General features: G+C 48.1%; 23 protein-coding genes. 10 read left to right on the forward strand and 13 right to left on the reverse strand.

Annotated elements, in window-relative coordinates; translation table 11 throughout:
- Positions 1 to 143 precede the first annotated feature (143 nt).
- Both AB3G37_RS12735 and AB3G37_RS12740 read left to right on the forward strand, forming a co-directional pair.
- The gene (locus AB3G37_RS12735; protein WP_369787996.1) at positions 144 to 761 is read left to right on the forward strand and encodes an FMN-dependent NADH-azoreductase; all 618 of its coding nucleotides are present in this window, start codon (positions 144 to 146) and stop codon (positions 759 to 761) included.
- Between the two features lie 436 nt (positions 762 to 1,197).
- Positions 1,198 to 2,619, forward strand: a complete 1,422-nt coding sequence (locus AB3G37_RS12740) for a hypothetical protein (RefSeq protein WP_369787997.1) — start codon at positions 1,198 to 1,200, stop codon at positions 2,617 to 2,619.
- Between the two features lie 45 nt (positions 2,620 to 2,664).
- Here the strand turns inward: AB3G37_RS12740 and AB3G37_RS12745 are convergent, their stop codons facing one another.
- Genes AB3G37_RS12745 through AB3G37_RS12755 form a run of 3 tightly spaced genes read right to left on the reverse strand, consistent with a single transcriptional unit; the run spans position 2,665 to position 5,896 of the window.
- A complete protein-coding gene (locus AB3G37_RS12745) occupies positions 2,665 to 3,003 on the reverse strand; it encodes a YdbL family protein (RefSeq protein ID WP_369787998.1) in 339 nt (112 codons plus the stop codon).
- Between the two features lie 11 nt (positions 3,004 to 3,014).
- The gene (locus AB3G37_RS12750) at positions 3,015 to 3,209 is read right to left on the reverse strand and encodes a YnbE family lipoprotein (RefSeq protein ID WP_009636018.1); all 195 of its coding nucleotides are present in this window, start codon (positions 3,207 to 3,209) and stop codon (positions 3,015 to 3,017) included.
- The gene (locus tag AB3G37_RS12755; RefSeq protein WP_369787999.1) at positions 3,206 to 5,896 is read right to left on the reverse strand and encodes a YdbH family protein; all 2,691 of its coding nucleotides are present in this window, start codon (positions 5,894 to 5,896) and stop codon (positions 3,206 to 3,208) included. The genes AB3G37_RS12750 and AB3G37_RS12755 overlap by 4 nt, the downstream gene beginning before the upstream one ends.
- Positions 5,897 to 6,042: 146 nt before the next feature.
- Here AB3G37_RS12755 and AB3G37_RS12760 point away from each other — a divergent pair, with 146 nt between their 5' ends.
- Positions 6,043 to 7,035 (forward strand): 2-hydroxyacid dehydrogenase, encoded by a 993-nt coding sequence (locus AB3G37_RS12760; protein WP_369788000.1) that lies wholly within the window; start codon positions 6,043 to 6,045, stop codon positions 7,033 to 7,035.
- Between the two features lie 511 nt (positions 7,036 to 7,546).
- Here the strand turns inward: AB3G37_RS12760 and AB3G37_RS12765 are convergent.
- On the reverse strand, positions 7,547 to 7,819 hold the full coding sequence (locus AB3G37_RS12765) for a DUF333 domain-containing protein (RefSeq protein ID WP_009639405.1): 273 nt from the start codon (positions 7,817 to 7,819) through the stop codon (positions 7,547 to 7,549).
- Between the two features lie 248 nt (positions 7,820 to 8,067).
- Between AB3G37_RS12765 and AB3G37_RS12770 the strand changes: the two genes are divergently transcribed.
- On the forward strand, positions 8,068 to 8,724 hold the full coding sequence (locus AB3G37_RS12770; protein WP_009639404.1) for an MgtC/SapB family protein: 657 nt from the start codon (positions 8,068 to 8,070) through the stop codon (positions 8,722 to 8,724).
- On the opposite strand, the gene AB3G37_RS12775 is transcribed toward AB3G37_RS12770, so the two are convergent.
- On the reverse strand, positions 8,721 to 10,025 hold the full coding sequence (locus AB3G37_RS12775; RefSeq protein WP_369788001.1) for an alginate lyase family protein: 1,305 nt from the start codon (positions 10,023 to 10,025) through the stop codon (positions 8,721 to 8,723). The genes AB3G37_RS12770 and AB3G37_RS12775 overlap by 4 nt on opposite strands.
- Positions 10,026 to 10,141: 116 nt before the next feature.
- The gene (locus AB3G37_RS12780) at positions 10,142 to 10,465 is read right to left on the reverse strand and encodes a hypothetical protein (RefSeq protein WP_369788002.1); all 324 of its coding nucleotides are present in this window, start codon (positions 10,463 to 10,465) and stop codon (positions 10,142 to 10,144) included.
- Between the two features lie 397 nt (positions 10,466 to 10,862).
- Between AB3G37_RS12780 and AB3G37_RS12785 the strand changes: the two genes are divergently transcribed.
- On the forward strand, positions 10,863 to 11,462 hold the full coding sequence (locus tag AB3G37_RS12785; RefSeq protein WP_369788003.1) for a hypothetical protein: 600 nt from the start codon (positions 10,863 to 10,865) through the stop codon (positions 11,460 to 11,462).
- A gap of 310 nt (positions 11,463 to 11,772) precedes the next feature.
- Complete coding sequence (ttcA, locus tag AB3G37_RS12790) at positions 11,773 to 12,699, forward strand: tRNA 2-thiocytidine(32) synthetase TtcA (protein ID WP_369788004.1); 927 nt, start codon at positions 11,773 to 11,775, stop codon at positions 12,697 to 12,699.
- Positions 12,700 to 12,795: 96 nt separating this feature from the next.
- Here ttcA and AB3G37_RS12795 read toward each other — a convergent pair whose 3' ends face one another.
- The 5 genes from AB3G37_RS12795 to AB3G37_RS12815 form a co-directional block, all read right to left on the reverse strand.
- Positions 12,796 to 14,403 (reverse strand): ABC transporter ATP-binding protein, encoded by a 1,608-nt coding sequence (locus AB3G37_RS12795; protein ID WP_369788005.1) that lies wholly within the window; start codon positions 14,401 to 14,403, stop codon positions 12,796 to 12,798.
- The gene (locus AB3G37_RS12800) at positions 14,396 to 15,214 is read right to left on the reverse strand and encodes an ABC transporter permease (protein ID WP_369788006.1); all 819 of its coding nucleotides are present in this window, start codon (positions 15,212 to 15,214) and stop codon (positions 14,396 to 14,398) included. Before AB3G37_RS12800 ends, AB3G37_RS12795 begins: the two co-directional genes overlap by 8 nt.
- 19 nt (positions 15,215 to 15,233) lie before the next feature.
- Positions 15,234 to 16,223, reverse strand: coding sequence for an ABC transporter permease (locus AB3G37_RS12805; RefSeq protein WP_009638008.1), 990 nt, complete (start codon positions 16,221 to 16,223; stop codon positions 15,234 to 15,236).
- Positions 16,224 to 16,251: 28 nt separating this feature from the next.
- Positions 16,252 to 17,796, reverse strand: a complete 1,545-nt coding sequence (locus tag AB3G37_RS12810; protein WP_369790954.1) for an ABC transporter substrate-binding protein — start codon at positions 17,794 to 17,796, stop codon at positions 16,252 to 16,254.
- 100 nt (positions 17,797 to 17,896) lie between these two features.
- On the reverse strand, positions 17,897 to 18,805 hold the full coding sequence (locus AB3G37_RS12815) for a homocysteine S-methyltransferase family protein (RefSeq protein WP_369788007.1): 909 nt from the start codon (positions 18,803 to 18,805) through the stop codon (positions 17,897 to 17,899).
- Between the two features lie 510 nt (positions 18,806 to 19,315).
- On the opposite strand from AB3G37_RS12815, the gene AB3G37_RS12820 reads away from it, so the two are divergent.
- The 4 genes from AB3G37_RS12820 to AB3G37_RS12835 all read left to right on the forward strand — a co-directional run bounded on the left by AB3G37_RS12820 (position 19,316) and on the right by AB3G37_RS12835 (position 22,607).
- On the forward strand, positions 19,316 to 20,416 hold the full coding sequence (locus AB3G37_RS12820) for a hypothetical protein (RefSeq protein WP_369788008.1): 1,101 nt from the start codon (positions 19,316 to 19,318) through the stop codon (positions 20,414 to 20,416).
- A gap of 133 nt (positions 20,417 to 20,549) precedes the next feature.
- Positions 20,550 to 21,461 carry a hypothetical protein gene (locus AB3G37_RS12825; protein ID WP_369788009.1) on the forward strand — a complete coding sequence of 304 codons (912 nt, stop codon included), beginning with the start codon at positions 20,550 to 20,552 and terminating at the stop codon, positions 21,459 to 21,461.
- A gap of 34 nt (positions 21,462 to 21,495) precedes the next feature.
- On the forward strand, positions 21,496 to 21,924 hold the full coding sequence (locus AB3G37_RS12830; RefSeq protein ID WP_369788010.1) for a hypothetical protein: 429 nt from the start codon (positions 21,496 to 21,498) through the stop codon (positions 21,922 to 21,924).
- A gap of 167 nt (positions 21,925 to 22,091) precedes the next feature.
- Positions 22,092 to 22,607 carry a hypothetical protein gene (locus AB3G37_RS12835; RefSeq protein ID WP_369788011.1) on the forward strand — a complete coding sequence of 172 codons (516 nt, stop codon included), beginning with the start codon at positions 22,092 to 22,094 and terminating at the stop codon, positions 22,605 to 22,607.
- 221 nt (positions 22,608 to 22,828) lie between these two features.
- On the opposite strand, the gene zntB is transcribed toward AB3G37_RS12835, so the two are convergent.
- A complete protein-coding gene (gene zntB / locus AB3G37_RS12840; RefSeq protein WP_369790955.1) occupies positions 22,829 to 23,812 on the reverse strand; it encodes a zinc transporter ZntB in 984 nt (327 codons plus the stop codon).
- 296 nt (positions 23,813 to 24,108) lie between these two features.
- Entirely contained in the window at positions 24,109 to 25,179 is a 1,071-nt protein-coding gene (locus tag AB3G37_RS12845; protein WP_369788012.1) for a hypothetical protein, read from the reverse strand.
- Positions 25,180 to 25,875 lie beyond the last annotated feature (696 nt).

Below are 25,875 nucleotides of genomic sequence, written 5' to 3' on the forward strand. Positions count from 1 at the left end.
GCGAAGCCAAAAGGTTGTTCAAAATATTTGGATGTAGATCTCGAAATATTGCACTATCACTCAATGAATTTTATCAATAAAGTAATGAACATTCTCGGGACAATTCGTCCCTGTATGACCCACACTCTGTGAAGGAATTTTAAATGAGTAAAGTACTGATTCTGAAATCAAGTATTCTGGCTAACTTCTCTCAGTCGAACCAACTGGCTGACTACGCTGCTGCTCAATTCCAGGCTGCTAACGGCGCATCTCAGATCACTGTGCGTGATCTGGCTGCCGAGCCAATCCCTGTTCTTGACGGTGAGCTGGTTGGCGCACTGCGTCCATCCGATGCTCCACTGACTGCTCGTCAGGAAGAAGCGTTGGCTCTGTCCAACACTCTGATCGACGAACTGCAGGCTAACGACGTGATCGTTATCGCTGCACCAATGTACAACTTTAACATCCCTACTCAGTTGAAAACTTATTTTGACCTGGTAGCCCGTGCCGGTGTGACTTTCAAATACACCGAGAAAGGTCCAGAAGGCCTGATCAAAGGCAAACGTGTTATCGTTCTGACCAGCCGGGGCGGCATCCATAAAGATACGCCAAGCGATCTGGTTGCTCCTTACCTGAGCCTGTTCCTGGGCTTCCTGGGTATGACTGACGTGGAATTCGTTTACGCTGAAGGCATCGCTTACGGTCCAGAAGTTGCGACTAAAGCTCAGGCTGATGCCAAAGCTGCTATCGACGTGGCTATCAAACAAGTTGCTGCTGCTTAATTTGGCAATTTTATTACCGGCTAATTAATTTTAGAATTTCGTGTCAGCCGGTAGTGATGCAATAATCTGTTCTGATAAATAACTATTACGCGCCCACTGTGGCGCGTTTCTTTTGCCTTTTTTGATATATTTTTAAACCTCTAATTATCTATTTCATTAATCCATTATAGCCTACACCCTTGACTTCGACTTTATTGTACCAGTAAAAATGGAGCCATTTTAAAAAAGGATTATCATGAAATATATAAAATATCACTCAGGGGATTCCTTTAAAATAAATATAAAAATCAGCCTCAGCCACGGCATTTTATTAGTTTTTGCAACGTTCTCTTCTTCGAATTTTGCTACGGCAGATTTACCGTTTTATGATCCAATACTTTACTCACTCAAGCCCGAAGCCGCACTCCATGCTCCAGTAATGAATACAGCTGCGGTTATGTATCATTCGATAAAATTGGACAGCGGCAAAACTCTGAATTACAAAGTCACCACCGGGCATATTACTACCCGTCCCACCGACAATGGACCTGCTGCATCGGTGTTTTATACGGCCTATACGGCAGAAACAGACAAGCCAAATACCCGTGCGCTGACGTTTTTCTTTGGTGGCGGCTGGAACGGTCCCGGAACACCGATGCAGCTTAACTATTGGGGCCCGATGCGGCTGTTCAACAATACGGGCACGGCGGAGTCGCCAGTTTTTCCTCTTGCTCCTGCTGCCGACACCCTTCTTGATCAATCAGATTTGATATATATCGACAGACCCATGGTCGGCTATTCGCAGGCGATTCTTCCCGCAAAAAACCGTGATTTTGACTCGATGGAGGGCGATAGTGATGTGCTGAGAGATTTTATTAGCGAATATATTCGCCTCAACGGTAAACAGGCTTCACCAAAATATCTTTATAGTGGGTCACAAGGCGGTGAGCGTTCGGCCATTCTGGCGAATAAACTCTTTGCGGCGCATATTTCTCTTGATGGCATTATTCTGCACTCACCATCCACCATGAATTATAATGCTTCTTGCGACGATAACATTAATGATGTTACCAATGATCGCAAACCTAGCCACCACTGCGCAGATTATATTCCTACATTGGCCGCCACCAGTTATTATTACGGCATCGCGGGTAAAGGAATGACGTTTGAACACTTCATGTCAGACGTTAATAACTTTGTCGATAACACTTATATTCCCCAAGAGTTAGCGGCATTGCGTGAAGAAAAAGAACTGCCGGAAAAAACTGTGCTGAAACTGTTGTCAATAACCGGTTTTAGCCGTGAATCACTCGAAGAGTTCCCCTATTTTTGGACCTTTAGAGACCCAAAGATGACTTACATCGACGCGGCCAATCTCAAATGTGCTTCATACAATGATACTTCGCCGGATTGCCCGTACCAGCCCAATGACATGCGCCGCAGAAAAGATGCGCCAGGGGCACATGGCTTTAACGGCAATCTGTATACCCGTCTGGAAGAATTTTTTACCCAGTCGCTGGGTTACACCAGCAGAGTAAAATTTACCTGTTGGGATGGGCCGGAGCAGTGCGAGAAAATGTCACCACCTACTGAAAAGATCACGCTAAAGCGCGTGCCGAAGAGCATTTCTAGCGTCATGCCCTACTGGCGACAGGCGATGCGTGACAACAAGAAGTTACGCCTGCTGAACATTGGCGGTTATTACGACTTTACCGTGCCCTTCCATGCGATTTTACGCGACTTTGCCGACCCAGAGCTCGACCAGACGCGGATTCAAAACGTGATTCTGCACAATGGTCATAATATCAGTCACGTCAGCAGTCCGGTACGAGCCGAGATAAAAACTCTGGTTACCCGTTTCTATCAGAGAATTAATTAATGAGTTAATCCGTGCGCACCTCACCCTTGCAAGGTGCGCCGTGCCCTACTTTTGCAACCACTGGCCGTTGATGCCGCGCACATATTCACCCTTGCCCGCACGCTGAACCAGCTTTTGCCCGGCAAGTTTCGCCACATCGCCGGTGCTGACCTGATTATTCTCTGCCAACTGCCGATACTGCTGTTCGCGCGCCTGATTAATACGAGTCACCAAGGCCTGAGTTTGCGCGCCCTGTTTCACCGGGGCCAGATAGCCCGACAACGTTTCCCCCACCAGCCCTTGCTGCTTGGCCTGTTCGACAGTCAATGCCAAAGCCGCATTGCACCATAAACTGCCGCAGAGCAGCATCAACATCAGCAAGCCTTTGTTTTTCAGAAATTTCATAACGCAGTTCCTTAGAAAAGATCGCTCTTGTTCTTCAACAAATCTTCGACGTCTTTATCAACCTTGATGTGGATTTCATGCTCGATTTTGACGTTCATATTGATGGTGATTGGCGCGGTCGGGGTTGCAATCTCGATGCGCGGAACGCACCCGCTGAGCATTAACGGCAGCGAGACGGCAGTTATACAGGCCATTATCGACTTCATTTTTCATTCCTTAATTCGTTGTCTTTGCCAACGGCAGCAGACTGTCTTGACACAGTGAGCTGTTGTTGCAGCCATTCCTGTAAACTGTCGCCAAAGCGCAGACTGCGCCACAGCTGATAAACGTTTTCCTGATGGGTGTAATTGAGGTGAATTTCCTTTTTATGATGATCGGTATTGTTAACACCGTAAACCTGTGCCGCCATGGTTAACTCGCCAAGATTATCCAGGCTGACTTTGGCATACGAACGTTGAATTTCGAGATATTGCAGCAGCTGAATAACCAATCCGTTAGCGATATTGCCGCCCGCCATGGCTTTGGCAAAATCCGTGTCCAGACGCAGCGTCAGGCCGCCATCGTTGGCAATCCAGCCATCGTGGATAAGCCAGCGCGGGTTATCGACGTACAGCGGCAATTCGCCGTTAACCTTGCCAGACATCGCCAACTGTTTAGGTTTCAGGGCGGTGAACAGCGCGCTAAGGTCAATTTTTTGCAATTTGAGCACGGCCGCGTCGTGCTGCGGTAAGCGCAAAGCCGAGAGGCTGATATGGCCGAACAAAGCATCCATGCCGACATCGGTCAACCGCAAAGGTGACTTCTCACTCCATGGGTAACTGCCCTGCAACTTGGCAGTGATGTTTTGCATCGGGAATAAGTTATTCAGTTCGCCAATCTTCAGGCTAACGGGCGACTTGGTGCCAAAGTTCCAGACCTGGTTTTTTAGCCGATAAGATAAAGAAAAGTCCAGCCCGCTGAGGTCGCCGTCTTTCAACCACATGCTGCCATCTTTAACCACCCAGTGGCCACCGGCAATAAATCCCTGGCCCCGCGCGGCAGAAAATGCCGACTGGGCATAGAAAAGCCCCCCACGGAGTTTGATATTCAGGTCTGGCGTCAGCAAGGTCTGAAAAGCGGTAAGATCTTGCCTTGGCCACCAGCCCTGACCCCGCAATCGCTCGCCGTCCCAGCGACCAGCCAGACGAACCGGCCCGATTGGCAAGGCTTCGAGCTGGCCTTTCAGGGTGATATTGGTCGGATTATCGCCCTTAAACGCCAGCTGCAGTGTGGCCGGAGGCAGATATCCACCGTTTTCAAAAGCGATCCTTTTCGCCACTAAACTCAGCTCGCCGTTAAAATCCGGCTGCGAAACTGGCAGCACCTGGCGGTAACGCTCGGGAACGGGTCGCTGCCATACCACCGGCTGCGTCAGTGTCAGGCGCGGCGCATCAACACTGACCAGCCCGTATTGCAGGTGATTGAATCCGGCAGAAAGTTTGCCCAGCGTCAGCTGATTGTCGTGCCAGGTGCCTTTCCCCGTGACATCCCAGCTTCCGTCCAAAGGCGGCAATGAACCGTTGCCCCAATAGTTGAAATCCCAATTACCATTATCAAGCCAAAAATTTTGTGATTTACCATTGAGATGCAGGTCGAAGCTGCCCCAGTAATTGTCTTTTGCCTTAACAATCGCCTGCAGCGGCCCGCTAACGCCATTGGCGCTAAGTTTAACCCCTGCCAACGGCCAGCGCGCATCCTGCAAATTGAGAGACGGCGTTGGCTTGCCCCACGCGCGCAGCAGCGCACCACTGTGCAAGGCAACAAGCGGATTTAATATCGAGCCGGTTAAGGTTCCAGGGAAAGAGGCGCTGAGAGAAATCTGCGCCAGGTTAGCCTGCCCGGTCAACTGGAAAGTTATATTGCTGTCCAGCAACCCAACTTGGCCTGGTCCCAGTGTTAATACTGCATTGGCTTTACCATTGTGCCCCTGAGTCAGCACGTTCAGGCGGCCGCTGAGGGTAGTCTGATTAAAACTATCGCTCCAATTATTCAGAGTCAGATTGAGTCCGCCGGAAAGCGGCTGTTCGGCATAAGGCCAACGCCACTGACCTTGAGTGATTTCAATCTGTTTATCGCCCAACGTCCACGGCATACTGACCAGCGGCTGTACAGTGCCCTGCTCGACGAGCTTTAATTCACCCTTTTTATCCTGCCAATTCAGGCTGATATCCAACGGATGAGGCACCACCGCAGTACGAAGTTGGCCTCGCAACTCGCCCTGCAACGGCAAGCTGTTCAATGCGGCAGGAACGGTAAGCTGACCAGAAAGCTGAATCGGGTCGCTGCCACCGGGCGGCGTCAGGCTGAGTGAATGAATGGCGAGTTGACGCTGATTATCCAAATCGGCATCAAAACTCAAAGCCGCCCCCTGATAGCGCAATTTCTGGGTTTTCCCATCATTAATCAGCAGCAACTTTCCGGCATACTGCTGCCAGGGCATCACATTGAACTCACCAATTTGCAGTTGGCCAAGCGGCAGCTGTTTTTGAATATCTGGCAGAGAAACAGGATCACCCGCCCCTTCACTGGCCGGTAATTTACTCAGGCAAGTCGTATCAAGACTCAATTGCTCAAGCTGGAGATGCCAACCGTCAGGCTGTTTTTGCAAGCTGACGTTTTGCGCATCGGCCAGCACGCACTGATCGGCCAGATAACGCGCATCTGGCAGCTGCCAACCGCCCTGCGACCAATGAGGAGGGGATGATAAAACCAGTTTTGTTCCCGCAGGCAACCAGTGTTTAGCAACCATGGGCAGCCACTGCGGCAAGGTTTTCCACAGTATTGCCAACACTAGTGCCAGACTCACGACGACCGCCAACAGCGTCAAGATGAGTTGTTTACGTCCTTTCCTCATGAAATATCCTGATATTTTCTTAACGCTTGCAAGATAGCATAAAATCTCACTTTACATTCGCTTGCCCTTTGTCTCAGCGAAAGCGGGATGCTAGTTTTAATACAGGTTTCTCGTTAATGGACTAATAACTTGTCGGAGCACAAATTATGAAGATAGCGGTTTATGGAACCAAAAATTACGACAAAAAGTATTTTGAGCTGGTGAATCAACGCTACGGCTACGAATTAGTTTTCTTTGATTTTATGTTAACTTTGCCGACGGCAAAAACGGCAGCCGGATGTGATGCCGTGTGCATTTTTGTTAATGACGACGGTGGCCCAGAAGTTTTGCAAGAGCTGGCCTCGCTGGGTATCAAAAAACTGGCCTTGCGCTGTGCCGGTTTTAACAACGTTGATCTCACTGCCGCTAAAGAGCTGGGTATCGATGTTGTTCGCGTCCCGGCTTACTCTCCCGAAGCGGTGGCGGAACATGCAGTGGGGCTGATGCTGTGCCTTAACCGGCACATTCACCGCGCTTACCAACGCACTCGCGAGGCTAACTTTTCCCTGGAAGGGCTAACCGGTTTTAACATGTATCAACGGACAGTGGGGATTATTGGTACCGGTAAGATTGGCCTGGCGGCACTGCGTATATTAAAAGGTTTTGGCATGCGCCTGCTGGCTTTTGATCCCTACCCTAACCCGCTGGCAGTGGAATTAGGAGCAGAATATGTTGATCTCGCTACTCTTTATGCCGAGTCTGACGTTATTTCGCTTCACTGTCCGTTAACTGCCGATAATCATCATCTGCTCAATGAAGCATCATTTAGCCAGATGAAAGATGGCGTGATGATCATCAACACCAGCCGCGGTGCTTTGCTCGATGCCAGCGCGGCCATTGACGCCTTGAAACAGCAGAAGATTGGCGCTTTGGGAATGGACGTTTACGAGAATGAACGCGACCTGTTCTTCGAGGATAATTCCAATGAAGTCGTACTCGACGACGTTTTCCGCCGCCTTTCATCCTGTCACAATGTGCTGTTTACTGGCCATCAGGCGTTTCTGACTAGCGAAGCCCTGACAAGCATTTCAGAAACGACACTCAGCAATCTTGCACAAATAGCCAACGGCGAGCTATGCCCAAACAGTGTGACAGTCTAATAATATTCACAGCTTTAAAAGATCCATTAACGTTGTGACAAGGCGGTAAAAGCGTGAAGCCCGATGAGCTGACACCCGTCAGTGATTCGGGTGAACGAATGTAGCCAACGCAGTCACGGCGTCAAGGTAAACCAGCATTCCTCAAAGCCATTGGCGTTGTGACAAGGCGGCAAAAGCGTGAATCCCGATGAGCTGACACCCGTCAGTGATTCGGGTGAACGAATGTAGCCAACGCAGTCACGGCGTCAAGAGAAACCAGCATTCCTCAAAGCCATTAACGTTGTGACAAGGCGGCAAAAGCGTGAAGCCCGATGAGCTGACACCCGTCAGTGATTCGGGTGAACGAATGTAGCCAACGCAGTCAAGGCGTCAAGGGGAAACCAGCATTCCTTAAAGCCATTGGCGTTGTGACAAGGCGGCAAAAGAGTGAATCCCGATGAGCTGACACCCGTCAGTGATTCGGGTGAACGAATGTAGCCAACGCAGTCACGGCGTCAAGGGAGACGAGGAATTAGGAGCAGGTGCCATTCATGACAGCCTCTTGCGCGCAACGACGCCCGTTCGACATCTGACACATGCCTACCGAAGTGCCATCAAGCTGACGAGTAAGCTGAAGGCTGCCGCCGACCATTGAACAGGCCGCTGAAGCAGGACCGTTATTGAGGCTACGAGCAATATTGAAACTATTGGCTTGCTGAGGAACATCTGCTGTTTCTTTATGACTGCTGCACGCAGCTAAAACTAGCGTAGCGCCAGCCAGTAGAATTCGTAACGCTGTTCTCATCGTCCCTGCTCCTGGATGATTGTTTGGATAATATTAACGAATGTCATCATAGCCGAGCTTTTCTGCTAGCGTCGAGCCCTGGAAAGAAGTAAATAGCCAGTTTTCTTAAAAATTTATATCTTGATACAGATTATTTCTCTTTGTTATCCATTATGGTCATGAAAATGACATTCATTAACCCGATTTTCTTCTTAAGTCACATAAAATACAGTCGGAGAATGAAATAATAACAGCAGGAGGAAATAACTATGCTGACAGATCTTTTATTGCGAATTGCCTTAGCCGGGATCTTGGGTGGATTAATCGGTATTGAAAGACAGCTGCGAGCCAAAGAAGCCGGATTACGTACTCATATTTTGGTCGGTATTGGCAGTGCCATGTTTATGATTGTTTCTAAATACGGTTTTGAAGATATTCTTAGCCAGACTCATGTCAGTTTCGACCCCAGTCGCGTAGCGGCTCAGGTTGTTAGCGGGATGGGTTTTCTTGGCGCAGGGACCATTATCATTCAGAAGCAGATAGTTAAAGGGCTGACCACGGCTGCAGGTCTTTGGGTCACTGCGGCAATCGGCCTGGTGATTGGTAGCGGTCTCTATCAGATTGGTATTTACGGGACGCTATTAACCCTGCTGGTGCTTGAAGTATTCCGCCAAATAAGTAACCGCTTTATTGGTCATCACCATTTGATTGAAGTTCGTCTTAAACCACAAAGTGTGCCACAGGTTTTAATCCAGCTGCAAAAAATGCGTATCCGCCCCGGGCATATTAAGGTTAGTCAAAAAGATGACGATGAAAATAAGTGTGACCTGATTATTGATGTTGTTTTATCGCCTCGTCAAAAGATTGAAGCTTTATATGAGGCAATATTGTCGGTCGAAGGCATTAAGCGTATCGACGTGAATTAATTTACCCAGGCTGGCAATGAAGTCAGCCAAGTGTCTCTTTGTGCCTCGACAATCGCACCGTGAGTCGGTTTCATGTGGTTAACGGCTGCGGCCTTTGAGGCCTCTGGTAAAGCAAACGAGGCTGAGCGAATAAATGTTTCATATTTCGGCTTACCGGTTCCACTGTCGGCCCAGGACAGCAGCGGGATAATCCGAATGCCGCTTCTATCCAGGCTCTTGTAAGGCCAGGGTTTAGTGCCGTCAGTGTACTGAGCCATAAAATCCAGAGCTTTCAGTACACTGGCCCCTCTAGCCGTTTGATATGCCCAAAGATCTGTCCCGTCAGTTTTATGCGCCAACACCGCTAACAGACTCACTGCCTGCAAGTTGAAATAGCTGTAATGGAAAGAACGGGTACGCGCCAGCTCCAGCGGTTGCGTTCCGTCGGGCATTAACTGCGTCTCGAGTTTGCTTTCAGTCAGCGCAACCATTTTTTTGACGAGTTCAGGTTTGTCGAGATACCAGGCGATCCCTGCAACCTGTGTCGCATACCAGTTACCATGATTATTTTTGGTTTTACTTTCTTTGATAGCAATAGGACTGTTTTGCAACCAATTCAGGTACTCAGTCATCCATTGATGCATTTTCTGTTCGTCGGCGGCAGTCCAGGCAGGGTTTCCACGCAGCAGTAACAGTGAATCCACAATACGAATGGAGAAATAACGCCCATCCAGCACCCCGGCATTTCTTCCAGCCATCTTACCCGGTATGCCCTGGGCAAAATTCAGATTCGGATTCATACGGGTTTGTGGATCAATGAACCAGGTACGCAGCATAGCGGCGGCTTTATCGGCGTAACGCTGTTGCCCGGAAAAATACCAGGCCAATGTCAGGTCCTGAACTCTGGCGGTAAAAGTTGCCAAACGAACGCCATCACTTTGGTCATTCTTGCTGGCCGGGTCAATTTGCCCGTCGTGACGGATCCACGGCAACCCATCAGCCTTGTTTGGGTCCGGCCACCAGTACGCGCTGAGACTGAGATAATCGTGCTTGCTCCCGCTTGGCGGTGTCATGCCTTTTTCGGTAACACTGAGAAGAGGCGACTTAAGGTCGCGGTTGGCGGCTGTCAGTAAATATTCATATGCCTGCCGAGTGGGCTGTGCGGCTTTATCTTCAGCCAGTTGCTGTTTTACTTTTGCCAACTCACTGGCCTGCATAAATGCCAACGCAGGGTGATTAGGCGCGACGGCATAAGCCGAGCAACAGGTGACGCAGGCAAGCATTAATATCGAGATTCGCGATTTCACTAAACGCCCTTTCATTCCCACTCCCACAATTAAAAATAGTAAGTCACCACACTATACTATTGAAATAAGGATTTTAATGGGTGAGTCTGTAAAGCTATCTAGGATAATCAGTATTTTTATTCAAAAAATGGTTACAGCCAGCGCCTGCACTGTGACTTGTTCAAATGGCTGTTGTAGAACACTTTATGCTTGCGGGTACCACAGCCTTTGCAACGGGCGACAACATAGGTGGAAGGATAAGCTCTACCGGAAGGAGCCATTGCCCCTAAATATTTAATACTTAGCATTTCCCATCGATGACCATGAGGAATGAAAATGGTTTTACTCGGTTTAAATGGCAGTCTAAATTTATAATTAAAAAAATAGTTTAAATACTTACGGTAATATCTTCTAGAAATAGTACTGAGAATGACTTCTGCGGTTAACACACAGGATAAATAAAGCAGCTTTAACATTATTATTACCCAGACATCTAAAGCAAAGACTGTTAGATTCGTGGCAACCCCTTTATCTTAATAGATAAATAATAATCACATCAAGTCAGCCCCGTACATTAGCACTCTTAAACAGCGGGGAGTATTGTAATTGACTATGCTCTCAATCTTATTGATATAGCGCAAGCAAGTGAGAAAAAGAGAATCTGGATGTAGGCCAGTTATCATTTCATAGCCAAATTCGCCAGGAAAAAATTCGGATCACGCAAATGTCGCCCTTGAGAATTGGAAACATGCCGGCGTTGATAAACTCATTCAGTTATTACAGATGAGACTTCAATCAAGATTTTCACCCCTCTCTAAGATAATCTACTGATGCCAGTTAATTTAACTTTCAGTAATACAAGGGAGAATCCTAATGTATCCAGTCGGTTTAACAGGTGGTATTTCATTAACACAAATAACACCCGCAGAGACAGAAAACAAAGAAAATTGCAAATTTACCAACAATTTAAAAACAATTATCAATGCATTAATACAACCCACCACTGTTCATGCAACATCATCGACTCCATTACCATCTCGGGAAAAGGTTTGCTTTAGTTACATGGACCCTTTCGGCTTAAATAAAAAATATGTTGCAGGAGAAACACGTTCCATTAAGGCAAAAGACTCTCCTTTTGAATCAGATCTTATTAGCCATTTAATCGGTAACAAAAATCCTGAAAAATCCAGGCTAACAGAAACCAGCTCTGCCGTTGAAGTACCGATGAAAGGAGATGATGGCCGTAATTACCTGGTAAGAAGTAATTTTGTGCATTATAGAGGCCCTCAAGGCCAGGTTACCATCATGCCAGATGGAGAAGTTGACCTATCTGAAAGTCAGCATATGAAAAGAAACATGCTGCCGGGCATGGCTAGAAAACCCGGGGAATTTGTAGTGTATGAAATTCCTGTAGACGAAATGACCCAAACAAAATCAGGCACCTTTTCTTCTTTCACTTTATTTAAAGATTAATCGCAGTATGACTCACCTTATAAAGTTACCGGATTAAACTTAATCACATATGCCAGATTGCGTAATCAAGTGTGTAAGAAGTTTGGCATATGATACTGATTTTCTTAGAGTCAAATGCTGTATATCAGCATATCTTTGGTTTCAGCATGTGTTTATCATGCTCTCCCCCATAAGCACTATAAAACGTGTTGGCTTTCACCCGCGTAATCCGTAACATACACGCCAATTAACTACACGCTGCGTTTGTCGGCTGGCACCCTCGGCGTTTATGCCCTACCGGTGCCCCCCTTAGATCCCGAGTATCGATATAATGTTTGAAAAACAAGAAGCTACAAAAAAAGATCAGTACAACCTCAACAAGCTGCAAAAGCGGTTACGTCGTGACGTCGGTAAAGCCATTGCAGATTTTGGCATGATTGAAGAAGGCGACCGCATCATGGTTTGCCTGTCTGGCGGAAAAGACAGCTATACCATGCTGGAAATCTTGCGCAATTTGCAGCAAAGTGCGCCGGTTAATTTCTCGCTGATCGCAGTAAATCTTGATCAAAAACAACCGGGTTTCCCGGCACATATCTTGCCGGAATATCTTGAAAAGCAAGGTGTTGAGTACAAGATTGTTGAGGAAAATACCTACGCGATTGTCAAAGACAAGATCCCTGAAGGCAAAACAACTTGCTCTCTCTGCTCACGCTTGCGTCGCGGCATTCTTTACCGCACGGCGACCGAGCTAGGCTGTACCAAGATTGCCTTGGGCCACCATCGTGATGACATCCTGCAAACGCTGTTCCTGAACATGTTTTACGGCGGTAAGTTAAAAGGCATGCCACCTAAGCTGATGAGCGACGACGGCAAGCACATCGTTATCCGCCCGCTGGCCTATTGCCGCGAAAAGGACATTGAGCGTTTTGCCATTGCCCGCGAATATCCGATTATTCCTTGCAACCTTTGCGGCTCGCAGCCAAACCTGCAACGTCAGGTGATTGGTGACATGTTGAAAGACTGGGATAAACGTTATCCGGGTCGCATAGAAACCATGTTTAGCGCTATGCAAAACGTAGTGCCTTCTCATCTTAATGATACTGCACTCTTTGATTTTAAAGCGATTCACCACGGTAGCGAAGTGATTGACGGCGGTGACCTGGCGTTCGATCGTGAAGATATTCCGTTGCAGCCGGTGGGCTGGCAGGCTGAAGACGACTTGGTTGTTGAACGTCTGGATATCCTACAGATAAAGTAATTCCTATCACGTGACAGTCTTGCAAGTCACGCACGCTAGAATTAAAAACGCGCTGAAACATTAAGTTTACAGCGCGTTTTTTATTGCACTTGGCTATCAGGCAGTTTGTTCCTGTAGCCAACCGATGCGCATTTCAGGTACCGAGCGCAGGAGCTGGCGAGTGTAATTATCCAGCGGTTCAGTCAGTGTGGTACTCACCGAACCGTTACGAACAATCTCACCTTTAAATAATACCGCCACCTCATCGGCCACTTCACGCACCACCTGTAAATCATGGGTAATAAACAGGTACGAGATCCCCGTCTGACGCTGAATATCGCGGAGTAAAGCCAGCACGTCGCGCGCCACCAGTGGGTCAAGCGCCGAGGTCGGTTCATCACAAATTATCAGTTTAGGTTCTGCGGCCAAGGCTCTGGCAATGCACACCCGCTGTTTTTGGCCACCAGAGAGCGCCGCCGGAAGACGCGTCGCCAGTTCGGAGCTTAACCCCACCTGTTCCAATAGCTGTTGCACGCGAGCGGCGCGTTGCGAACGGTCAAGAGGAGTAAAACACTCCAACACTCTTGAGATTTGTTTGCCGATAATTTCTTTTGGATTCAAGGCAGTATCTGGTATCTGATGAATCAGCTGAATATCTCGCAACTGTTGACGACTGCGCGCGCGCAGGCCCGCAGACAACGGCTGGTTCTCAATGCTCACCAGTCCGCTCTCCGGTTGGTGCAGCCCGCAAATCACCTTACCGAGTGTCGATTTGCCAGAACCTGACTCGCCGATCACTGCCAGCGTTCTGCCGCGAGGAATTGAAAGATAAAGATTTTTTAGCACCGGTTGTTGATGGTAACGCGCGCTGATGTTTTCAATGCGCAGCAGCTCGGGCTGGTCCATCGGCATCGCTTCTCGGTGTTCGCCCTGCGCGGTAAGTAGTCGGCGGGTGTAATCCTGAGCCGGAGAATCAAGCAGCCTGGCGGTCGCGGCGTGCTCCACCGTTTTACCGTGTTGAAGTACCATGATGCGATCGCTGATTTGTGCCACCACAGCCAGATCATGACTAATATAGATTGCCGCCACCCCGGAAAGGCGGATAACTTCGGCGATCGCCTTGAGCACGCCGAGCTGCGTGGTGACATCAAGAGCAGTAGTTGGCTCATCGAATATCAGCAGTTCCGGACCCGCGCACAGTGCCATGGCAATCATCGCGCGCTGCAACTGCCCGCCTGAAACCTGATGCGGATAGCGTTGATAAAACTGAGCAGGCTCGGGCAATCCTAGCTGAGTAAACAGTTCAATTGCCTTGGCCTGAGCCTGCTGGCGCGGCAAAATACGATGCTTCAGCGTCGCCTCTATCACCTGCTCGCCGATGGTGATTGCCGGGTTAAACGCCGCGCCGGAAGACTGTGCCACGTAGGCAATTCTCTTGCCGCGTATCGCCCGCAGCCGGCGTTGCGACATGCGACTCAAGTCAGTATCTTTAAAAAGAATTTTACCTGAATCGATGCGCATACCGTGACGACAATGGCCGAGAATTGCCAGGCCAATCGTCGATTTGCCCGCGCCCGATTCGCCGATCAGTCCCAGCACTTCTCCGCCCCGTAAATCAAAGGAGACGTTATCAACTAATCGTCGTTTTGACTTGTCCGTTGTTACGACCACCAACTGCTCAACGCGCAGCAATGGCTGTTGTTTAATCTCGGAATAATCAGCCATGGTGACCTCCCCACGAACGCGTGGTGCCGCTCATCAACCAGTCGGCCACGGCATTGATGGCCAGGGCTAAAATGGCAATCACCCCTCCCGGCACCAGCGCAGCCCAGACACCAAACAGAATGCCGTCTTTATTGTCACGCGCCAGCCCGCCCCAGTCAGCAGTCGGAGGCTGAATGCCTAATCCGAGGAAAGACAGCGCCGACAAAAACAGCAAAATAAAGATAAAACGCAGACCAAACTCAGCGATCAGCGTCTGCAATGCGTTAGGCAAAACAACGCGCCAGAGGATCCAGCCCAGACTCTCGCCGCGCAGTCGCGCAACGTCAACAAACTCCATCACGCCAATTTCGACCGCCAATGCTCTCGCAACGCGCAGCACGCGGGTAGACTCGAGCAGACCCAATACCAAGGTCAGGGTGAGGATAGTTTTAGGCAACACTGCCAACACAATCAGGGCAAAAATCAAGGTTGGGATCGCCATGATCATATCGTTGATGCGAGAGATGGTCTGGTCCAGCCAGCCACCGCGTATCCCAGCGATAAAACCAAGAGTGCAGCCAACCACAAAGGCCAGCGCGGCGGCCAACGCCGTTACCCCCAGCGACACACGGGTGCCCCAAATCATTCGCGACAGCAGATCGCGCCCCAGATTATCAGTCCCCAAACGCAGCGTTGCGTCCGGTGCCTGCCAGGCCATGCCGATCACTTTGTCCGGCGCGTAAGGCGCCAGCCACGGCGCAAAAATGGCAATCAGCACAAACAGGGTCAGCCCTGTCAGTCCCAGAATTGCAGTGGGTTTTAGTGCAGGCATCTAAAAATTCCTTTTGCTTCTAACGTTGGTGGCGCAAACGCGGATTGGCAACCAGCGCCAGCACATCGGCCAGCAGGTTTAACAGGATATAAATCCCCGCCAGCAATAACGCGCAGTCCTGCATCACCGGGATATCCCTTTTACTAATGCTATCAACCATATATTGACCCAGACCCGGATAGACAAACACGTTTTCGACAATCACCACGCCGACCATCAGGTAAGCCAGGTTAATCGCCACCACGTTGATAATCGGGCCGAGCGCGTTCGGCAAGACGTGCCGCCAAAGGATCCGCGCCGGAGTCAGGCCTTTCAGAAGTGCGGTGTCAACGTAAGCCGCGCTCTGTGCGGCAATCAGCGCCGCGCGGGTCATATTGCTCATATGGCCGACAATGGCCAGCACCAGCGTGGCGCAAGGCAATGAAATAGCTGAAAGTTTGGCAGTAAAAGACATCGAATCCGATAACGTACTGTTGCTTGGCGCCCACGCGAGAGTGATCGCAAATATCAGAATCAGTAAATATCCAGAGAAAAACTCCGGCAGCGCAACGGCGGCGCGGGCAATCCCGTTGAGCAGCGTATCGATAATACTGCCCTGATAACGCACCGACAGAAAACCAATCAGCAGCGCCAGCGGCACGGCAATGACCGCGGTGCATCCCGCCAGAAACAGTGTATTACCCAGACGGGTAAACAGCGGACCGGCAATGGCCTCGCGGCTGGTGTAGCTGATGCCGAAATCACCGTGCAACACTCCCAGCAGCCAGCTCAGGTAGCGGCTTATCGCCGGTTTATCCAATCCCAGTTGCAAGTTAAGTTCGCGGATCGCATCCGGCGTCGCGCTTTGCCCAAGAATCGCCGTCGCGGCGTTACCCGGTAACAATTGCACGCCGATAAAAATCAATACGGAAACGGCAAGCACCATTAATACGCCGTAACCCAGTCGCCAAAATACCAGGCTTAATAAAGTTGAACGGCCCGAAGGCCGTTGCGAAGTCATTTCAGTCATACCATTTACTCGCTTTGCTTAAGCTGCCTCAGCTTTCGATCCAGACTTTTTCTGCCGCGCGGTTTCCGCTCAGCGGCATGCCAGGCACGGAAGTAAAGCCTTTGATTTTAATCGAGCAACCATCAAGCGCATCGGCATACAGCGGGATGATTTCACTGCCCTGATCTACCAGCATCACCTGAATATCATGATAAATTTGCTTGCGCCTGGCCTCATCAGCCTCGCCGCGTGCCGCTTTGACCATCGCATCAAAGGCCGGAACGTGCCAGGCAGATTCATTCCATGACGACTGGCTGGTAAATACCAGCGACAGCATGGCATCGGCGGTAGGACGACTGGCCCAGTTGGAAGAAACAAACACTTTTTTCTGCCAGACATCATTCCAGAAAGCGTCATCGGGAACGTGGTCAACTTTCAGGTCAATGCCCGCCTTGGCTGCTGATTGCTGATAAAGTTGTGCAGCATCGACGGAACCGGGGAATCCAGCATCAGCGACCGACAAGGTCAATGGGCCAGTAAAGCCAGATTTTTTCCAGTGGAAACGGGCCTGATCCGGGTCATAAGGCCGTTGCGGAATATCTTTAGCAAAATAGCGATTCGACGGGAAGAATGGATTGTCGTTGGCCACGCTGGCATAGCCGCCCAGCACGGTATCAATAATCTGCTTACGGTCGATGGCATATTTTAATGCCAGACGGCCATCAACATTGTTGAAAGGTGCCAGATTTGAAAGTCCCGGGAAGGTATAAATTGCACTGTCCCTGGCGCGAATCAGCTGAATATTAGGCATATGCTGAATACGCCCCACAATGCGCGGATTAACGCGGTTAATCAGCTGGGCCGAGCCGCTCACCAAGGCTGCAACCCGTGCAGTGGAATCGTTCATTGCCAGTGTTTCGACAGAATCGACGTGGCCACGAGCACTGTTCCAGTGATTAGGATTACGTTTAGTCAGTGTGGTCACGCCCGGCTGGAATTTCTCCAGAATAAATGCACCGGTGCCAATCCCTTTGTCGAAACTTTCGTTTTCGGCGGTTACCACAAAATGCACCGCACTCAGTAGCCAGACAAATTCGACGTCCGCCGAGTTCAGTTTAACAGTAACTTCATGCTCACCGGTCGCGGTAATAGAGGTTACTGGATCCAGATAACCTTTAACCGGAGACGTTGATTTCTCACCGCGATGGTGATTCAGCGAATAAACCACGTCTTTTGCGCCCAAGGCTCGGCCATCGTGGAACTGCACGCCTTGACGAATTTTCAGGATCCAGGTTTTGCTGCCATCGGCCGACGACCACGACTCTGCCAGTGACGGGGCCAGTTCACCTTTCTCGTCGATTTCTACCAGACTGTTGAAAATCTGCGAACCAACAAAATACATGTAAGTTTCAAACCAGAAAGCCGGATCGAGACGATCAGTGCTTGAGGCATTGTCAATGCCAACGACCAGATGACCGCCCTTTTTTGGCATTGCAGCCTCAGCGGCAAAAGCGTTGGAAAACGGCCACAGTGAACTGGTTGCCGCAGCGACGGAGATAGCTCCTGCGCTTTTGATAAACGAACGACGATCTATCATGACTTTCCCTTAATAAGGTCTGAAACCCAATTGATTTTATTTTTTTAACTACAATGTATTTTGACTGGCGGAAATAAGCGCGTCAGCAAAACTATTATCAGTCGCGTGAGGCCAAAGCCTGGGTCAGCGCCGCAATGTGTTCAGGCCCGATCCCACAGCAACCACCGACCATAGTGGCACCCGCCGCCACCCATTCTTCGGCAAAGCCAAGATAGCCCTGCGGGTCGGTGTCTTTACGCATTTCGCTCAGCCCTTCGTTGGCTCCGCGCTTGTTGTCAGAAGGTTCGAAAGCATTGGCATAAACGCCGATATCGAGATCTGAATCTTGCTGTTGGGCGGTGGTACGAGCTTCCGTCACCGCGCTGGCCATCACTTCTGGACGGCTACAGTTAAACAATACCGCTTTCGCAGACAACCGTAATGCTGCTTTAACCGCATCGGCCACTGATTCCCCGGAGCGTAATAATGCCTGCCCCTGAGGGTTGAGAGTGTCTTGTAAAGTAAAGGATAACCAAAGTGGGCGCGCGTCCTCACCCACAACTTCACGCACCAGCTCAACTTCGGCAATCGAACTTTGCGTTTCGGCCAGCCAAAAATCCACATAGTCGGTCAAACCGGCAACCAGCACCTCAAGCAGCGCTTTAGCTTTGAGCGGCTCGAACAAATCGGGGCGGTATGAACCCAACACCGGCGGCAGTGATCCACCGACCTTCACCGGGACAATGGCTGCATCGGCCGCTTCACGGGCTAGTTTTCCTGACAACGCAATCAGTTCTGCACCTCGCTCGGCGAAGACCTCATCACCGACGTGAAAAGGCACCACTGCGTAGCTATTTGTGGTGATCACCTGCGAACCTGCAGAGATAAAAGCATCATGCGCCTGACGAACGAATCGTGGAGCCTCCATCAAAGCCAGCGCGGACCATTCGGGTTGACGGAAAGGAGCTCCCATGCGAGCCAATTCACGGCCCATGCCGCCATCAAGAATCACAATGTTTTTACTCATTTTTGTTTAGTTGTCCGTGATTTATCGTGTGGTCGATTGATATTTTTTGAATTGCCAATACTCTACAAAACGAGAGTTTAGATGTCTAGATATCTTTATGGATAGAAGTGTGAAATCAAATTTGTGAATGCGCGCTATCTGCAAAACCAACGGAGAGCAGTTTGCTACATTGAGTGACTTAGCAAAGTAAGTCGTTGGAGGAAGTCATGGGGCCTGAGAAGGTTACGATTTGTTACACTGCAAATAACAGTTGCTCAATAGATGATAAGACTGGCGGTTATCGTATTTTCGACGCAATGACTCATGCTGCAAATACCTCGGCTGAAATAGCTTCGTTTTATCAGCAACCGTATTTTGACGCTTTAGACGATCAGCCCTAGTGCCCGAAACCTTCCCGGCAACATTCAGAAACAGACTTGGAAAGCGGTATCTATTCCGCTATTAGTTACTGGTGCTACGGCCGTCGGGGTTATTAACCAGCGAAGATGGCGACCCCGGTGTTATAACACGGTGCTTGGTGGCACCCTGCTGATTCCGATTGCTGGTCTTTTTACTTATCTTGGGAAAAAATTATTTTATCAAACTAGGCTTGCCGAATTAACAAATAACGCTGTGCAGCCATACAGTCAAAATAGTGGCTTATCGCTGCCTACAGCGGCCAATAACTGTCTTGAAATCATTACAAAAGTCAGGTCTTGGCTCAATACAGATAAAACGGGCTGGCCTCTTGCCGGCGCGCTTTGGGACACCCTTTTCAACCAGCATGGCGACCTTGATTTTGAGCATGCCAATACGCTACTGAGATTATTAAATATTACTGACACAGACAGTAAAGACCGTCTGAAAATGAATGAATCAATACAATTAGCGCTATCATCAATAATCTCGTTAATCGGAATGCAGCACAGTTGGAACATTGACCGTCTTATTTACATCATCGGCGTGTTCACCGACGCTCCCCTTAAATCACTCTCTTCACAGTGGCTATGTTTCGGCGCAATTATTGCCAACCAGCTGGGTTTGTCCTATGCCACCGTGGAAGATCTATTTAAAATAGCCAAAAGCGCTTTTATCGATGCCGGATTGATACCTGTTCATTTAACTGCTATTCGACAAATTGCTTTGCTGGATGATGACCGACTGCCTGCTCAATCTCAATCCATATTCGCTACGGCACTTAAAAATCTTGGATTAAACATCATTCAGACGTCAGAGTTGCAAAACACACTTTTTGCCAGCCTGATTGCCGATAAGCGATTAGCCGCAAGCCTGCAACAACTGATGTTCATGCCCTCATTGGGTATGCAGTATGAAAACTTTCACTTGATGCTCAGCAATGCGATTAATGAACAATCTGGATTAATCGCTCTCGCATTGAGACAACTCCCTCAGCTCAACGTTGATAGGCTTATTGCTGCATTACGACAGGGGAAATTGGCAGTCAGCCTTTATCACGAAATAAATACTTTGAACCAAATTAAAAGCGTTGCCGGGTTGGCACTGAGAACTGATATTACGTCACACGGTTTACTTCTGCCGCTGGGTAATCCGCAGGAAATTCCAGTGCTATTTCGGCAACTCCCTGAATCACCTGACAACCTGACAACCTGACAACCTGACGTTAAGCCGTTTATGTTTTGGTGATATTGATAAACAGTCCCGTTTTATTACTCCGACCTCTCATTTATTACCTGCCGCCCTGGCCTCTTCCATTGTCGATATTAATAAGGCACTGCTGAATGGAGTGCGTAAAGAGTCAGACATCGTGCTAACCGCACTCAGTGATGCCACTAATGAATTTCAATTTTCCCTGGCGAAAACTCAACTAAATAACTGGCTAACACGACGATTTTTCTTCTTTAGTTCATCGGAAAAAAGAGAGTTTGACCTTATTCCCGATCAGGCACAGCGCCTGAGTCAAATTGCTACCCATCCATTATTACAAACATGGGCTTCTACCCGTAACATTCCTCTCCCGGAACTCAATAACTCCTCGGCTGGCGCATTTTCAAACGCGTTAGACTCCGTAATGGGCAATGAAACAAACTTTCCAACACTTGCTGCTCGACTGAGGGATAAAACGGCTATCAAAGGAGGAATTTTATTAGAGAATTTACCAGGCACGGGTTTCGTCGGATTCTGGTGGGACCCTTTAACACATTTTTGTTATTTAGGCTGGCAGGAAGATGCCGCGCAAGGTTTATACGCCAGTGTAGGAGACGACCGCCAAATATTTTATAAAATTGAGGACATTGAGCATCATGAGAACGTTTGGCGTAGCCTGGACAGGTTCAATCGTTTGGATAAAGGCTTGGCAGCCTTGCGCCGAGATGAAATCACAGCAGTCGAATTTTTCGAGTTATCCATTCCTTTTGCCTGGCAATTACACTGTACTAAAGTTGACGTTATTTCATTACCCTCAGGCGTAGTCAAGCATCCAATTTTACCGGAAGTTGTCTCTATCAATGGTGCTTCACCCGTTCAATTTTATTATGCTCCAGAAAATGACCAATCTGGGCTGCCGATCAGCATAACTCAACTTTCCACCTTTGGTTATCAGCTTGATTTCCATCCTCTATATGGTAATGCATCACCGGATCAGGATTTTTCTAGCACTGATAATAAACAAACATGCTCAGGGGAATTTGTATCTTAATTTACTTAAATGGATTGATCAAAGTATTAGCATCTTGGAAAAATCTATAAACTTCATTGATAACTTAAATCATTTGAATGCAGACTTCTTCTCGATAGATAAAAAACAAGATTTACTTTCCCGTAAGCTCTTAATGCATCACCGACATGGGGAAAACACCTTCTTTAGCTTCTATCATCAACAACCGCATGCAAGCGCAGAAATCTTTCTGTGGCCTTGGGAATATTGTATTAATAATGGCTGGCCAGACAATTTTCAATCAATATGGCAATTTGCTTTGGACAGGCTTTATCAATTAAGCCACAGCGCGGCAAATGAAAATAATTTATTAAACCGTTACTGGCCACAAGCAAATAAACCCATTATTGACTCAAGCTTACGGTTAGGGGTAATCCGCTGGCAAAGAGGCATAAATACGTCCTTAAACAGCTGGCAGACGCCGCGCAAGGCCGAAGATATCTAGCTACTGAGGCCCAAAACCTCTGCGCAAAACTTACCCCTTTTCTCGCAAAAATATCAGTGGCCCATTCGCCTGATTGTTTCTGCAGGTTTCGGAAACGTCTCGCAGTTTGCTATATTAAATAAAGCCCCGCCGAGGGTGCTAACATAGAGCAGCAGGATGAATTGCTGTTGGTTAATCAAGGGCCACGCTACATTTTCAGCCCAGAAATACCTTTAGCGGGCGTTAAGTACTCCCCCGTTAATGCAAAGGATTTTGCGGCGTTAAACAGAAACCGGCTCTCCAGCGCCTTTATGCTTGCAGAATTATCAGGTCCAGCATTTTTAGACCGTTTGCAGATACGCATAATCAAGAAAATGTCCTCTGACGTTGATAATTGGAACAATGAAGAGCGGGCATTTTACCTTTCCCCTTCGACAAAGGAATTTTTACAAGAGAAAAATCTTGAGCAACATGATAAGCAAAAATATCGAGGAATGTTTAAGGCGCTATTCGACAGTGCAACACTGATGGTCAATCTGCTATTCATCGATCGGGAGATGATATTTGCACTGCTATGCGAGATATATATTGAGCATCATCCGCAAGGTGCTAACGATGACATGTTAAAAGCCTGGTTCCTGTTTGATCAAACCTTTAATGACGAGGCAGAAACTGACACTTCACTTTATCTGGTTGGTATTTAATTTTTAAAACGTTGCTTTCTCGAAAAAATTTGTTCTAAATCAATAAACATACCCACTAAGTGGAGCAGTATCTATAACGCAGGTGAATGCAACGTCAAGCGATGGGCGTTGTGCTCCATATTGTCCTATTTTAATAATTTAGAATAATTGCATAGCGATTGATTCACATAATGCCGGTCAATGACCGGCTTTTTTTTATGCCATGAAAAGCGGTTCTTGAACTATAACCACTTGCTGCGCTTCATCCACAGGGCAACCCCCCCGACCAGCAACACCAGCAGCCCGCAGAAAATAGCAAAGCTCAAATGATTGCTGGACCCAGGTATGCCGCCTAAATTGACCCCAAACAGGCCAGTCAAAAAGGTCGTCGGCAGGAACACCATCGCCAGCAGTGACATCGTGTAAGTGCGGCGGTTGAGCGCATCGGCCATCAACGAGCTGATTTCGTCCGAAAGTACCGCGGTGCGTGCAATGCTGGCATCGAGATCGTCAAGGCCGCGGCCAAGTCGGTCTGAGATTTCCTGCATCCGGCGGCGTTCATCATCAGTCATCCACGGCAGGCGTTCACTTGCCAATCGCGCAAACACGTCACGCTGCGGCGACATATAACGACGTAATACAATAAGTTGCTTACGTAACAATGCCATCTGGCCGCGTTCCGGCAGTTGCTGGTCCATCAAGGCATCTTCGAAATCAATAATTTTGTCGTGCAAGTCTTCGATAAAGTCACTGGTGTGATCGGTCAGCCCGTCACACATTTCAACCAGCCAGCTCCCTGTATCGGTAGGACCACTGCCGTGCTGCATATCATTGATGATTTCATTCATCGAGAACACTTTGCGGTGTCGCGTTGAAATAATCATTTTATCCGTCAGATAAACACGAATGGTGACCAACTGGTCCGGCCGTGCATTGGCGTTGAGATTAATACTGCGCAGTGTTACCAGCGTTCCATCGCCCATGCGCAGGACTTTCGGGCGAATACTTTCCCCCGCCAGCGCTTCACGGACGTTATCCGGCAGTAGCGGCGTGCTGTTGATCCACTTTTCACTATTGGGCAACGAATAATCGAGATGCAACCAGCAGGGGTTTTCGGTACTGGCAACGCTATCTTCTTTGATTACGCTTACGCCACCTTTGCCATCTAGCTGATATGCATAGACAGCGTCTGAAACTTGCAGTTCTTCACCCTTGATGACATCCACGTTATTTCTCACTCTTTTTTGTTTGTCTAAGTTTAGCGTTAACTCTTTGAAGCTCCAACAAATCGGTTTAAAACACTCATTGTAGATAACCGATAAACGCGCCAATCATGCCATGAGAATCAGCTGAAGATGTGTGTGACGCCAGGCAGAGTGTTTCAAAATGTGCTGAGTTCTGAGCTAAGCAGATGATTATCAATAGCATAAAACCGTGCCTTGACCCGTAGCAATAAAAAAAGCTCCCTGATGATGGGGAGCTTTTTACTGTCAAACCATGAGTTTTGTGACTGCCAAAGTTTTTAGAATGAACGGTGGAAGTTGACCAGCGGTAAAACAGGTACGGTGGCGTTGGTTGCAACGTTGATTAAACCAATCTGCAAACCTTCCAGATCTTTGGTGGCGTTGAACAGGCCGAACTGGAATGAGGTGCTGTCGGCATAGTTAATCACACCGAAATCGCTGGAGCTGCTGACAGAAACGTTGATAGCACCGATGTTGGCACCTTTCACGTTATGGGCAATGTTTATCGCGCCCAGGTTCATACCCGTTACATCGTATGAATAGTTCAAGGCACCGATATTTGCGCCGGTAATGTTCCAGCCCACGTTAACTGCCGCCAGGTTTAAACCCGTCACGTTATGAGTGCGGTTGATTGCAGAAATGTTGGCACCGGTGACATCTTCTGACCAGTTTAGGGCGCTGAGGTTCAGGCCTTTAACATTGCCAATTTTGTTGATGATTCCAATGTTGGCACCTTTAACATTGCCCTCAGTCCAGTTGCCTACGGCACCGATGTTTAAACCGGTAACATCGCCGGTATGGTTCAACAGGCTCACATTGGTACCGGTGGTTTTAGCCTGTGTCCAGTTGAAAGGCACGATATTCAGGCCGGTTACGGAGCCGGTGGTATAGTTGCCAAGGCCGGCAAGGTTGAACCCAGTAACGTCTGCAGTGTAGTTGGCCAGGCCCAGATTCAAACCAGTAACATTTGCAGTGGCACTGTAAAGACCCACGTTGACCCCGTCCAAATTGCCAACCTGGTTCGCCAGACCGATGTTAACGCCATTGTCATCGCCACCGTGCCAGTTAAACAGGCCAACAGCCGCGCCGTTCATCCCTTCACGAATATGTGAACCTGCCGCGACACCCAGTTGGAAACCATTTAATTTATCCAACTCGTCATAACCAAGAATCGGCAAATCAAATCCGTTTACAGTACCCGTGTTGCCATAAAGAAACGTGCCATGGAAGCCATTCACCTTGCTGTCAGCTGGCACATTACCAAAAGAAGATAATTGCACCGGAGCTGCATGACTCATAGCGGAAAAAAGTCCGCATGAAACTAATAAAGCCAGCGTTGAACGTTTCATTAATTTATCTCTCTTTGCTTTTTTATATTTAAAGAATTGAACTACTCGTTATAGATAAGGGTCTTAACTCAGGACTTCCCTATTTGCATTAAAGGATGCACGGGCAATTAGCAGGGATCTTATCAAAAAATGCTTACATTCTTTGCTAACGACTTTCGAGGGCACGCATCGCTAACTCTTTGTGTTATTTTTAGTCTCTTCACTAATTTTGATGAAACCATAATTCAAACTGTAACTATTATTGTTTACTTATGGCACTGCTTAAATAACAACCCACTTACTTTTCAGGTGGTTATAATTTATCAATCCGTGCGTTATTATTAATAGCAGCACTTAATCATAAAACCTAGGAGATAAAAGAAGATAAGTGTTTAGAAAGTTAATTGATGAGATTACTCAATATTAGGCGAGAGTTTGTTAATAAAAGAATGTGAATTTATTTCGGAAAAGTTAAGAAAAAAACAAGTACAGCGATGCGATAAAGAATATATGACATAGCTGTACTTGGAAAGAGTGCAATAATAATGATGTTTTCGCGTGTAGTTTCCTACCCGGTGATTAAACAACAGTTGTGAATCTCTCAGTTAAACAAATAATGCTCACCGATATTGAGCTAATTTAATGCTGATAAATAAATTTAACGCCAATGGTCGGATTTAGTACGCAGATAAGGTTTATATCATTATATGTTGACGC

The organism is Rouxiella sp. WC2420 (assembly GCF_041200025.1).
Lineage (GTDB): Bacteria > Pseudomonadota > Gammaproteobacteria > Enterobacterales > Enterobacteriaceae > Rouxiella.